Source organism: Bosea sp. PAMC 26642 (genome assembly GCF_001562255.1).
GTDB lineage: Bacteria > Pseudomonadota > Alphaproteobacteria > Rhizobiales > Beijerinckiaceae > Allobosea.
This window is the reverse complement of record NZ_CP014301.1, coordinates 1,667,590-1,679,425: the sequence shown is the minus strand read 5'-3', so window position 1 is coordinate 1,679,425 and position 11,836 is coordinate 1,667,590. Positions and strand designations below refer to the sequence as shown.

The 11,836-nt window shown below is 66.5% G+C and carries 13 protein-coding genes; 12 read left to right on the top strand and 1 reads right to left on the bottom strand.

The annotated features are described in order from the left end of the window. Positions 1–45: 45 nt before the first annotated feature. From AXW83_RS07890 to AXW83_RS07840, 11 genes are all read left to right on the top strand, one after another. A complete protein-coding gene (locus AXW83_RS07890) occupies positions 46–858 on the top strand; it encodes a segregation and condensation protein A (RefSeq protein ID WP_066612112.1) in 813 nt (270 codons plus the stop codon). Further along, positions 855–1,571 carry an SMC-Scp complex subunit ScpB gene (gene scpB / locus AXW83_RS07885; RefSeq protein WP_082767009.1) on the top strand — a complete coding sequence of 239 codons (717 nt, stop codon included), beginning with the start codon at positions 855–857 and terminating at the stop codon, positions 1,569–1,571. The genes AXW83_RS07890 and scpB overlap by 4 nt, the downstream gene beginning before the upstream one ends. Before the next feature lie 231 nt (positions 1,572–1,802). Further along, on the top strand, positions 1,803–2,843 hold the full coding sequence (locus tag AXW83_RS07880) for an ABC transporter ATP-binding protein (protein ID WP_066612110.1): 1,041 nt from the start codon (positions 1,803–1,805) through the stop codon (positions 2,841–2,843). A gap of 68 nt (positions 2,844–2,911) precedes the next feature. Then, positions 2,912–3,154, top strand: a complete 243-nt coding sequence (locus AXW83_RS07875) for a twin-arginine translocase TatA/TatE family subunit (protein ID WP_066612108.1) — start codon at positions 2,912–2,914, stop codon at positions 3,152–3,154. Between the two features lie 52 nt (positions 3,155–3,206). Then, a complete protein-coding gene (gene tatB, locus AXW83_RS07870) occupies positions 3,207–3,755 on the top strand; it encodes a Sec-independent protein translocase protein TatB (protein ID WP_066612106.1) in 549 nt (182 codons plus the stop codon). Next, a complete protein-coding gene (gene tatC / locus AXW83_RS07865; protein WP_066612104.1) occupies positions 3,752–4,576 on the top strand; it encodes a twin-arginine translocase subunit TatC in 825 nt (274 codons plus the stop codon). The genes tatB and tatC overlap by 4 nt, the downstream gene beginning before the upstream one ends. 151 nt (positions 4,577–4,727) lie before the next feature. Continuing rightward, positions 4,728–5,012: a GIY-YIG nuclease family protein gene (locus tag AXW83_RS07860; protein ID WP_066612103.1), complete on the top strand. Its 285-nt coding sequence runs from the start codon at positions 4,728–4,730 to the stop codon at positions 5,010–5,012. A 224-nt stretch (positions 5,013–5,236) separates the two neighbouring features. Then, positions 5,237–6,748: a serine--tRNA ligase gene (gene serS, locus AXW83_RS28235; RefSeq protein ID WP_066612102.1), complete on the top strand. Its 1,512-nt coding sequence runs from the start codon at positions 5,237–5,239 to the stop codon at positions 6,746–6,748. A gap of 220 nt (positions 6,749–6,968) precedes the next feature. Continuing rightward, positions 6,969–7,730, top strand: a complete 762-nt coding sequence (gene surE, locus AXW83_RS07850) for a 5'/3'-nucleotidase SurE (RefSeq protein ID WP_066612101.1) — start codon at positions 6,969–6,971, stop codon at positions 7,728–7,730. 187 nt (positions 7,731–7,917) lie between these two features. Further along, positions 7,918–8,577, top strand: a complete 660-nt coding sequence (locus AXW83_RS07845; RefSeq protein WP_066612100.1) for a protein-L-isoaspartate O-methyltransferase family protein — start codon at positions 7,918–7,920, stop codon at positions 8,575–8,577. Between the two features lie 217 nt (positions 8,578–8,794). After that, complete coding sequence (locus tag AXW83_RS07840; RefSeq protein ID WP_066612098.1) at positions 8,795–10,075, top strand: LysM peptidoglycan-binding domain-containing M23 family metallopeptidase; 1,281 nt, start codon at positions 8,795–8,797, stop codon at positions 10,073–10,075. Positions 10,076–10,319: 244 nt separating this feature from the next. Here the strand turns inward: AXW83_RS07840 and AXW83_RS07835 are convergent, their stop codons facing one another. After that, positions 10,320–11,198, bottom strand: coding sequence for an ATP-binding protein (locus AXW83_RS07835; protein WP_066612095.1), 879 nt, complete (start codon positions 11,196–11,198; stop codon positions 10,320–10,322). Between the two features lie 323 nt (positions 11,199–11,521). Here AXW83_RS07835 and yajC point away from each other — a divergent pair, with 323 nt between their 5' ends. Next, a complete protein-coding gene (yajC, locus tag AXW83_RS07830) occupies positions 11,522–11,791 on the top strand; it encodes a preprotein translocase subunit YajC (protein WP_066620090.1) in 270 nt (89 codons plus the stop codon). Positions 11,792–11,836 lie beyond the last annotated feature (45 nt).

The window sequence follows — 11,836 nt, the reverse complement described above, 5'->3', positions numbered from 1 at the left end:
CCGTCGAACCTGTCGGTGGGGTTGCGACGAGGGGGCGGGCCGTCCATGGCCGCTGAACTGCCATTCGAGGACGAGAAGCCCGGGCGCGAGGGCGAGCCTTCGCTCGTCGTCGATGTCGATGGCTATGAGGGGCCGCTCGACCTGCTGCTCGATCTGGCGCGCCGGCAGAAGGTCGATCTGCACCGGATCTCGATTCTGGCTCTGGCCGAGCAGTATCTCGTCTTCGTCGAACAGGCGCGGGCGCTGAGGCTCGAACTCGCGGCCGACTATTTGGTGATGGCGGCGTGGCTGGCCTATCTGAAATCGCGGCTGCTGCTTCCCGAGCCGCCCAAGGGTGAGGAGCCGAGCGCGGCCGATCTTGCGACCGCGCTGGCGCTGAGGCTGCGCCGGCTGGAGGCGATCCGGGCGGCGGCGCGGCGGCTCGCCTCGCGCGAGCGGCTGGGTCAAGACGTCTTTGCGCGCGGCGCGCCCGAGGCGATCGTTGCTGGGGCCCGGCCGATCTGGGAGGCGGAACTCTACGATCTGCTGGCGGCCTATGCGCAGCAGCGGCAGAAGCGGGTGCAGGGCCATATCTCGGTCGGCCATCGCGTGGTCTGGTCGCTGGTCGAGGCGCGCGATGCGCTAAAGCGGCTGGTGGGAGAGGCTGGCGACTGGACCGCGATCGACCCTTATCTGCAGCGCTATATGAATTCGCACGGTCTGCCGGCACGCGAGATGAGCGCGACGGTGCGGGCCTCGGCGTTGTCTGCGATGCTTGAGATGGTGCGGGAAGGGGTGCTCGACCTGCGCCAGGACGAGGCGTTTTCGCCGCTCTATCTGCGCCGCCGCTCGGCCCGGCCGCCGGTGCTGCCGCTATGATCGGAGAGCAGGCGGCGGTGTTGTCCGAGGAAAGCGAGGACGAGGATGGCGGCGAGGTTGATGCCTTTGCCCTGGCCCTGCGGATCGTCGAGGCGCTGCTGTTTGCCTCTGCCGCACCGCTGAGCGCCGAGGAAGTGGGGCGTTCGATTCCTGCCGGCATCGATGTGGTGCAGGTGCTGGCCAAGCTGGCCGAGCATTATGCCGAACGCGGCGTGACCCTTCGTCAGGTCGCAGGCGGTTATGCCTTCCGGACCGCGCCCGACCTCGGATATCTGCTGGCGGCGGAGGCGCAGCCTCCGCGCAAATTGTCGCGGGCGGCGCTCGAGGTGCTGGCGATCATCGCCTATCACCAGCCGGTGACGCGGGCCGAGATCGAGGAGATTCGCGGCGTCGCCACGGCGCGCGGCACGCTCGACATCCTGCTGGAAGCGGGCTGGGTGCGGCTGCGTGGACGCAGGCGTTCGCCGGGACGGCCTGTCACCTACGGCACGACGCCGGGCTTCCTTGACCATTTCGGGCTCGACCGCATCGACGACCTGCCCGGCCTCGACGAGTTGAAGGGCTCCGGCTTCATCGAGGGGCGGCTCAGCCGCGACCTCACCGTGCCGGTGCCCGACGACGATCCAGACCTCCGCGCCGACGAGGACCCGCTCGGCGATCTCTTCACCCCGCTTGACGATGGCGATGGTGGGCCGCATGGGGCGGACGGGTAGGCGGGTTCCATTGCGCGCCGTCATTCCGGACAAGCGGCGCAGCCGCGCCGATCCGGAATCCATCATAGAGCACTGTCTCGCTTTACGATGGATTCCGGGTCTGCGCTGCGCTTCGCCCGGAATGACGGCGCGTGTGCGGCAGGCAGTTCGGAGTAGATAGTGGCTCGCAGCGAGAGCGTCGCGCGGTGGTTGAGTTGGGGGCGGCGGGGGACCGCCGGCGCCGCGATTCCGATGGCGCTCGGTTTCGATGGCGTCACCCAGCGCTTCGGAGACGTGACCGCGCTCAGCGAGGTGTCGCTGTCGATCGAGCCCGGCGAGATCGTCGCGCTGCTGGGCCAATCGGGCTGCGGCAAGACGACGCTGCTGCGGCTCGCGGCCGGGGTCGAGCGGCCGAGCGCGGGGAGGGTGCTGCTGGAGGGGCAGGATGTCTCTTCGCCCGACAACTTCGTCGAACCGGAGCATCGCGGCATCGGGCTGGTCTTCCAGGATTATGCGCTGTTTCCGCACCTTACCGTGCGCGAGAATGTCCGCTTCGGACTGCGCGGCTATGACGAGGCCTCGGCCGAGGCGACGGCGATGCGGGCCATCGCCCGGGTCGGCCTGAGCGACCTGGCCTCCTCCTACCCACACATGCTGTCTGGCGGCGAGCAGCAGCGGGTGGCGCTGGCGCGCGCGGTCGCGCCGCGGCCCGGCGTGCTGCTGATGGACGAACCCTTCTCCAATCTCGACCGGCGCCTGCGCGACGTGGTGCGCGATGAGACGGCGGCGCTGCTGCAGGAGACCGGCGCCACCTCGATCATCGTGACGCATGATCCCGAGGATGCGATGCGAATCGCCGACCGGATCGTGCTGATGCGGGCCGGCAGTATCGTGCAGGTCGGGTCGGGCGAGACACTGTACCGCCGGCCCGCCAGCCTCTTCGCCGCCCGGTTCTTCTGCGACTTCACCGAGATCGCGGGTCTCGTCCTGCGCGGTGCGGTCGATACGCCGGTCGGGCGGTTCGCTGCGCCTGGTTTGGCAGAGGGTGCGCCTGCGATCGTCTGCGTCAGGCCCCATGCGATCAGGCTCGTGCCGAAGGGGTTCTGCCTGCCGGGCCGGGTGTTGACGCGCCGCTTCCTCGGCGAAAGCGACCATGTCCTGCTCGCCGTCTCGGGGCTCGACAAGCCACTGGCCGCTCGCGTTTCTCTGCCCGGCGCGGCCGGCGAGGGTGATGAGGTCGGCATCGACATTAGCTCGGACGAAGTTCTTGTGTTCCCTGCGGGGGACACATAGGTTCCGCCACAAGCAAGAGGCGAGGGTCCGATGGCCTTCGTCGCACGGCATTTTCGGAGGAGTTCGCCATGGGTGGCGTCAGTATCTGGCACTGGATCGTCGTCGGCGTCATCGTGATGCTGCTGTTCGGGCGCGGCAAGGTTTCCGAGCTGATGGGCGACGTGGCCAAGGGCATCAAGTCCTTCAAGAAGGGCATGGCCGACGATGACGAGACGGCCGCCAAGCCGGCTGCCCCTGTCGATCCCAAGGTGATCGAGCAGACGCAGGCAAGCAACGCAGCCGCTGTGGCCAAGGCCGAGCACAAGGCCTGAGGGCGCGCCGGGCGCCGGGGTTCCGGCGCGCGGTCGAGGGGACTGACCGTCGATGTTCGACATCGCCTGGAGCGAATTCATGCTGATCGGGGCGGTCGCGCTCGTCGTGATCGGCCCCAAGGACCTGCCCAAGGCCATGCGGACCGTCGGCCAGGCGGTCGGCAAGATCCGGCGCATGGCGAGCGAATTCCAGGGCCAGTTCAACGATGCGATGCGTGAAGCCGAGCTGCACGACCTGAAGAAGCAGGTCGAGGAGGTCGGAGGGTCGGTGTCCAGCGCGATGAATACCGACTACAAGCCGATCGAGATGCCCAAGGATGATTTCGGCATCACCGATCCGCCGGTTTCGACCACTCTTGACGACGCTGCGCTGAAGGAAGCCGAGGCGAAGCTCGCTGCGCTGCCGGGGCCTGAGCCGCTGCCCGAGATCGTGTTCGACCCCGCGCCGGTAGCCGCACCTGCTGTGGACGAGAAGCCCAAGCGCAAGCGCGTCGCCAAGGTCGAGGCCGTGCCTACCGCTGACGAGCTGCCCGAGCCGGTCAAACCCGTGCGCAAGCGCAAGGCGAAAGTTAGCGAACCCGACGATGGGAGCGCGACATGAGCGTCGCCAACCCTCGCGAGGGCGAGGACGAGATCGAAGCCTCGCGCGCACCGCTGCTCGACCATCTGATCGAGTTGCGCTCGCGGCTGATCAAGTCCCTGATCGCCTTTCTGCTGATGTTCTTCATCTGCTTTGCCTTCGCAACGCAGATCTACAACATCCTGGTGCAGCCCTATGTCTGGGCGGCGGGGCCGGGCGCCAATGTCCAGCTGATCTACACCGCGCCGCTGGAATACCTGTTCACGCAGATCAAGATCGCGGCGTTCGGGGCGGGGTTCTTCGCCTTCCCGGTGATCGCGACGCAGGTCTACAAGTTCGTCGCGCCGGGGCTCTACAAGAACGAGCGCTCGGCCTTCGCACCCTATCTCGCGGCGACGCCGATCTTCTTCCTGGCGGGCGCGGCGATGGTGTTCTTCTTCGCCATGCCGGTGCTGATGAAGTTCTCGATCGGCATGCAGCAGGCGGCGACGGACGGGCAGGCGGGCATCGCGCTGCTGCCAAAGGTCAGCGAATACCTATCGCTGATCATGACGCTGATCTTCGCCTTCGGCATCTCCTTCCAGCTGCCGGTGATCCTGACGCTGCTGGGGCAGGCCGGCATCATCGATTCGGCCTTCCTCAAGGACAAGCGCCGCTACGCCATCGTCTTCGTCTTCGTGATCGCGGCCGTCCTGACCCCGCCCGACGTGATCTCGCAACTGATGCTCGCCGTGCCGATGCTGCTGCTCTACGAGCTCTCGGTGTTCTCGGTGCGCTATGTCGAGAAGAAGCGGGCCGCGAAGAAGGCGGCGGAGGATGCGGCTGAAAAGGCGGCAGAGTAGCAATTCCGTCTTTACGCTACCGCTACGTCATCCCGGACAAGCCGCAATGCGGCGCAGCTCCGGGATCCATCGTAAAGCTGGACAGCACTTTTTGATCGATTCCGGCGCTTGTCGGCGCTATGGCCGGATGTCAGGGAGCGGGGCGACAGCGATGTGGCTCTACATCATGGCGAGCGGCTGGAACGGAACGCTCTATGTCGGCGTGACCAACAGTCTGAGCCGCAGGATCGATCAACATCGAGAGGGGCGGGGATCGGAGTTTGTCCGGAATTATGGCGTCGTCCATCTCGTATACGCGGAGAAATTCGAAAGCGTTCGTGATGCGATCGAGCAAGAAAAACGCGTCAAGCGCTGGCGTCGGGACCGCAAGATTGCCCTGATCGAATCGGGCAATCCGAATTGGCGAGACTTGTACGATACGGTCCACCTCGATTGACGCTCGTACTGATCCTGGCCTTGGGAAAGCGAAATCCAAGGACCCCTTACTAGCCTCGTCGAACTCTACGATGGATCCCGGAGCTGCGCCGCTTTGCGGCTTGTCCGGGATGACGTCGAGGGTTGGGCCACGGGCGTTGCTGAACGAAGGCAGTTCCATCGCTCGCGCTCCCGGTCTAGAGCATCTGGCGCTGCGCTCCGCAGCGGCGGCATGGCCTGACGACGATGTACGACATCAAATGGATTCGCGAGAACGCCGCGGCGTTCGATACGGGGCTCGGGCGCAGGGGGGTCACGGACACCTCGTCGTCCGAGTTGCTGGCGCTCGACGACACCCGCCGTGCTGCCATCGCCAAGGCCCAGAGCTCGCAGGAGCGTCGCAATGGCCTCTCGAAGGAGATCGGCAAGGCGATGGGGGCGAAGGATGCCGCCCTCGCCGAGAGCCTGAAGGCCGAGGTCGCGGCGCTGAAGGCGCTGCAGCCCGAGCTGGAAGCGCAGGAGAAGGCGGCCAAGGAGGCGCTCGACCAGCGGCTGGCCGCGATTCCCAACATTCCCCATGACGATGTGCCCGACGGCGCCGACGAGCATGGCAATGTCGTGCTGCACACCCATGGCGAAGCGCCTGAGAAGTCCGGCGGGCGGCTGTTCGGGGCCAATCTGCTGAAAGAACATTTCGAGCTCGGCGAAGCGCTCGGCCAGATGGATTTCGAGACGGCGGCGAAGCTGTCGGGTTCGCGCTTCGTGGTGCTGAATTCGGGCGTGGCGCGACTGAGCCGGGCGATCGGGCAGTTCATGCTCGATATGCATACGGAGGAGCACGGCTATACCGAGGTCAACCCGCCGCTGATGGTGCGGGATGACGCGATGTTCGGTACGGCGCAGTTGCCGAAGTTTCGGGATGATCAGTTTGGTACTCGGCGCCCGGTCCCGCCAACATTGGCATTCAAGCAATTCTTCAGTGAGCTTGCGGCAGATCCAAGCCTTTTCGTCTTAAAGGGGTCAGATGGCAGTCCGGTCGTTTGGGACGCCGTAGAGCCAACGCGTCTGCCAGCTCTTATCTCTGATTTTCTGTTGGACAATGTTGGTGCGATCGAAGAGCTTCACAATCGGGAGCTAGCACGCGAATTCGGTCTTTGGCTCATCCCCACGGCCGAAGTCCCCCTCACAAACCTCGTCCGCGAATCTATCCTCGCCGAGGAAGAGTTCCCGCGCCGCTACACCGCGCTGACGCCGTGCTTCCGGGCCGAGGCCGGCTCGGCGGGGCGCGATACGCGTGGGATGCTGCGGCAGCACCAGTTCGAGAAGGTCGAGCTGGTCTCGATCACGGCGCCTGACAAGTCGCGCGAGGAGCATGAGCGGATGCTCGTCTGCGCCGAGGCCGTGCTGAAGAAGCTCGACCTGCATTATCGCGTGATGACGTTGTGCACGGGCGACATGGGTTTCGCCTCGCAGAAGACTTACGACATCGAGGTCTGGCTGCCGGGGCAGAAGACCTATCGCGAGATCTCGTCCTGCTCTGTCTGCGGCGATTTCCAGGCGCGGCGGATGGATGCGCGCTACCGGCCCAAGGAGGGCGGCGCGCCGCGTTTCGTCCATACGCTGAACGGCTCGGGCACGGCGGTCGGCCGGGCGCTGATCGCGGTGATGGAGAACTATCAAAACCCCGACGGCTCGATCACGGTGCCCGATGTGCTGGTGCCGTACATGCGCGGGGTCAAGCGGGTCGAGAAGGCGTGATGCCGTCAGGCGAGGCAAGGCACTTCTTCCCTTCTCCCCTTGCGGGAGAAGGTGGCGCGCAGCGCCGGATGAGGGGTCGCGCCGTCCTTTTCCGTCATCGCGTCGCGTCGGTATTGGAGAGCGCAGTGCGACCCCTCACCCCGACCCTCTCCCGCAAGGGGAGAGGGGGCGCGTCGCGGCCCGCCGCCCCGTTTCGCTTCATCATGAAAGCCTGCTGAACATGCGCATTCTCGTCACCAATGATGACGGCATCCATGCCGAGGGGCTTTCCGTGCTGGAGGCGATCGCCGCGCAGTTGTCCGACGACGTCTGGGTGGTTGCGCCCGAGACCGACCAGTCGGGCGTGGCGCATTCGCTGTCGCTGTCGAACCCGCTGCGGCTGCGCCAGATTGGCGAGAGGCGCTTTGCCGTGGCCGGCACGCCGACCGATTGCGTGATCATGGCGGCGCGCTCGATTCTGATCGACCAGCGGCCCGATCTCGTGCTGTCTGGCGTCAATCGCGGGCAGAACGTCGCCGAGGACGTGACCTATTCCGGCACCATCGCGGCCGCGATGGAGGGCACGCTGCTGGGTATCCCCTCGATCGCGATCAGCCAGGCCTATGGGCCGCAGGGCCGCGACCATATCCACTGGGACTGCACGCGCCACCATGCGCCCGGCGTCATCAAGCGGCTGCTGGCGGAAGGAATCCCGAACGACATCCTGTTCAACCTGAATTTCCCCAATGTGCCTCCCGCCGAAGTCGCGGGCGTGGCGGTGACGGTGCAGGGCCGGCGCGACCAGGAACTGATGAAGCTGGAGCCGCGCCAGGACGGGCGGGGCAATCCGTATTTCTGGATCGCCTTCCAGCGCAGCAAGTCGGAGCCCGCCAACGGCACCGATCTGCGCGCGCTGTCGGAGAAGAAGATTTCGGTGACGCCGCTCGAACTCGACCGGACGCATGAGCCGACGCTGACGAAGTTCGCGCGGGTCTTCGCTTGAGCCCGATGCAGTCCACTCCCGCCGTCATTCCGGACAAGCCGCGCAGCGGCGCCGATCCGGAATCCATCATGGAGCGCCGTCAGTGCTCCATGATGGATTCCGGGTCTCCGCTTCGCTGCGCCCGGAATGACGGCGCGCGGCGGCCTGACGGCTGCGAGCCCTAAGGCATGGCGCGGGTGGAGTTGCCATGACCGACGAAACGGCCTCCAGCGCGGGCGAGCGGACCGTCGCCTTCCTTTTGTCGCTGCGGGCTCAGGGAGTGCGCGATCTCACCGTGCTGCGGGCCATGGAGAAGGTGGCGCGCGAGCGTTTCGCGCCGTCGCGCTTTGCAGATCTGGCGCGGCAGGACGTCTCCGTGCCGCTGCCCTGCGGCCAGACCATGACGGCGCCACACACCGTGGCGAGCCTGCTCTCGGCGCTCGACCTGCAGCCTTCGATGCGCGTGCTCGAAGTCGGCACCGGCTCGGGTTATGTCGCGGCGCTGCTGTCGGCGATGGGCGCGGAGGTGGTTTCGCTCGAACGCTACCGGACGCTGGCGCTGGCGGCGCATGAACGGCTCGCCGGAAACGGCTTTGCCGCGGTCGACCTGCGCCATGCCGACGGGTTCCAGCCCGACAGGACGCTCGGCCGCTTCGACCGCATCCTCGTCAACGGCGTTGCCCACGCGATTCCCGAAGCGCTGCTGACGCGGCTGGCGCCCGCAGGAAAGCTAGTCGGGGCGCTGCGCGTCGAGGGTGCGGCGCGGCGTGTGCTGGTGACGCGCATTGAGGACGGCGCGTTCGACCATGCGACGGGGCCTGCCGTGCGCCTGCCGCCGCTGATGCCGGGGCTGGCACAGGCACTGTGAGCGTCCTGAAGATGTCGGCAAAAAAATGAAGGGCAGGGCGTCGCGCGAAACGCTTTCGTAACCTGAACGGGGCATTAATCGTCCCCATCGAGTTGCGTTGTTCGCGGGTGTTCTGTTCATGCGTAGCCAAGTCGGATTGGTCACCTCCACTGTCGTCTTTCGCCTGTCGACGGCATGTGTTCTAGCGCTCAGCGTCAGCGCGTGTTCCTCGGACACGATGCGTTTCAGCGACGCCCCTTTCACAAGCCCCTTCAAGAGCGCGCAGGCTCCGGCCGGCGGCCGCGACCCGGCGACGACCGGCTCGCTCGGCCGCGGTGGCGACGCGCCGTCCGCGAGCTATTCGGCTCCGGCCCCTGCGGTCGCGTCCGTTAGGTCGCAGCCGCTGCCGCCGCCGCAATCGTCCATGGCGATGCGTGCTCCGGCTCCCGCTCCCGCATCTGCTCCCAACGCCGGTTCGGCATCTGGCTGGTCAGCTCAGGGCGGAACGCCTGTCGTCGTCGCCCAGGGCGAGACGCTCGACGTGATTTCCTCACGCTACGGCGTGCCGCGCTCGGCGCTGATGTCGGCGAACGGGCTCTCGGGCTCGACGCTCGCGCCGGGCTCGACCGTGATCATCCCGGTCTACAACGCCACGGCAAGCGCCGCCCGGGCTCCTGCTGCCGCGCCTGCTCCAAGGGAGATGGTCCGCAGCGCTCCGGTCCCGGCCGAGCCACGGAACGTGCTGGCAAGACCGGCTGTCACGCGCCCCGCTCCTGTCGCCGTTGCGACACCGGCTGCCCGGATCGCGGCACCTCCCGCGATCGATCCCAAGGTCGCCGCTGCTGCCGACGCCAGGGCCAAGGCTGCCGCCGATGCCCAGGCGATGCGCGACTCGCGCGCCAAATTCGCCGCTGAAGCCAAGGCCAAGGCGGAGGCCAGGAAGACGGCCGCTGCCGCGGCGCCAGCTCCCGCGCCAGCCAAGCCTGTCGTCGCCGAGGCAAAGAAGCCTGCGCCCGAGAAGGTCAAGCCGGTGGTCGTCGCCAGTGCGCCCGCCGAAACCCAGGTCAGCGCCGTGCCCAAATCCGAGCCGGTTGCCGAGCCCAAGACGACGGCGAGCATTCCCAAGCAGGAAGAAGCCTCCGCTGGCGACAAGGCCGATTTCCGCTGGCCGGCCCGTGGCCGCGTCATTCAGGGCTTCAGCGGCAAGGGCGGCAATGAGGGCATCAACATCGCGGTTCCCGAAGGCACGCCGATCAAGGCGGCCGAGGGCGGCACCGTCGCCTATGCCGGCAACGAGCTGAAGGGCTATGGAAACCTCGTGCTGATCCGCCACCCCAACGGGTACGTCTCGGCCTATGCCCATAACGGCGATCTCAAGGTCAAGCGCGGCGACACCGTCAAGCGCGGTCAGGTCGTGGCCCAGTCGGGCCAGACCGGCAACGTCCAGTCGCCGCAGTTGCACTTCGAACTGCGCAAGGGTTCTTCGCCGGTGGATCCGACGCCCTATCTCAACAACTGAGTTTGCTTTCGATCGGGACTCGCGAGACCCCCACCGATCGAAAACCAGAAGCGGGACGGTCCCAGGACAGGCCGTCCCGCTGTTTTTTACCCTGCTCCCCGCGGGGGAGAAGGCGTCTGCGGAGCAGACGGATGAGGGAAGGGTCGCGAAAGCGGCCCTTTTCTTGTTGCGGATAAGGCGCTTCCCTCATCCGTCACGGCTTCGCCGTGCCACCTTCTGCCCCGAGGGGGAGAAGGGAAAAGCGCTACCCTTCCAGCCGCTTGCCCAGCCGTCCGGCGAGATACTGGATGTACTGCCAGGCGGTGCGGCCCGAGCGCGAGCCGCGGGTCGTCGCCCATTCGAGCGCCTCGTGGCGCAGCGTGTCGGGGGCGATCTCAAGGCCGAAATGGCCGACATAGCCGTCGATCATCGCGAGATATTCGTCCTGGCTGCATTTGTGGAAGCCGAGCCAGAGGCCGAAGCGGTCCGATAGCGAGACCTTCTCCTCGACCGCCTCGCCGGGATTGATCGCGGTCGAGCGCTCATTCTCCATCATCGCGCGCGGCAGCAAATGGCGGCGATTCGAGGTGGCGTAGAACACGACGTTGTCGGGCCTGCCCTCGACACCGCCGTCGAGCGCCGCCTTCAGCGATTTGTAGGAGGTGTCCTGCCCGTCGAAGGAGAGATCGTCGCAGAAGACGATGGCACGGTGCGGATCGGGCCGCAGCAGCCCCATCAGGACCGGCAGGCTCTCGATGTCCTCGCGGTGGATCTCGATCAGCTTCAGGGGCAGCACATGGCCGGCGAGGCGCCGGTTGGTGTCGGCATGGACCGACTTGACCAGCGACGACTTGCCCATGCCGCGCGCGCCCCAGAGCAGGACGTTGTTGGCCGGCAGGCCCTTGGCGAAGCGCTCGGTGTTCTCGGCCAGCGTGTCGCGGACACGGTCGACGCCGCGCAGCAAGGAGAGCTCGACCCGGTTCACCTTGGCGACCGGGCTCAGCTCGATGGCGGCCGGATGCCAGACGAAGGCGTCGGCCTGCGCCAGCGCTGCCGGCTTGCGCGCGGGCGGCGCGATGCGCTCCAGCGCGTTCGCGATTCTCAGAAGGGTCGCGAGCGTCTGATCTGGGACGGTGTCGGTCATGGGTTACGCCTAAGCAGGGAACGAGGCCGCAACCGTACCCGACGGTACGGTTGCGCGAACAGCTAAACCCTGCCGCTTCCGCGAACGCAAGGCCATTGCGCGAATGGCGGCAAGCCCATAGGTGAGGGGCGAGCTTGATCGTTCCGGCGCGTTCGATTGATTTCACGGCGTCGCTGGCTATAGTCCGCGCGATTTTCCGGCCTGACCATGCGTTTGCCGCGCCAGCGGCGGTGGCCTTCTCGCCACCGACATCAAGGAGCCTTTTCGTGATCACCCCTGCTTTCGCTCAAGGCCTCGGCGCCGGAGGCTCGACCGACGTCCTGATGTCGCTGGTCCCGTTCGTGCTGATTTTCGTGATCATGTGGTTCCTGATCATCCGTCCGCAGCAGAAGCGGGTGAAGACGCATCAGGAGATGATCAAGAACGTGCGCCGTGGCGACACCGTGATCACGGCCGGCGGCATCATCGCCAAGGTCACCAAGGTGATCGACGACGGCGAACTCGAGGCCGAGATCGCCGAAGGCGTGAAGGTCAAATTCGTCAAGGGCATGATCACGGACGTCCGCACCAAGGGCGAGCCGGTCAAGAGCTGAACGGCGTCCGGCCCCCTTAGGGGCCGGCGCGCGACAACAAGGCAG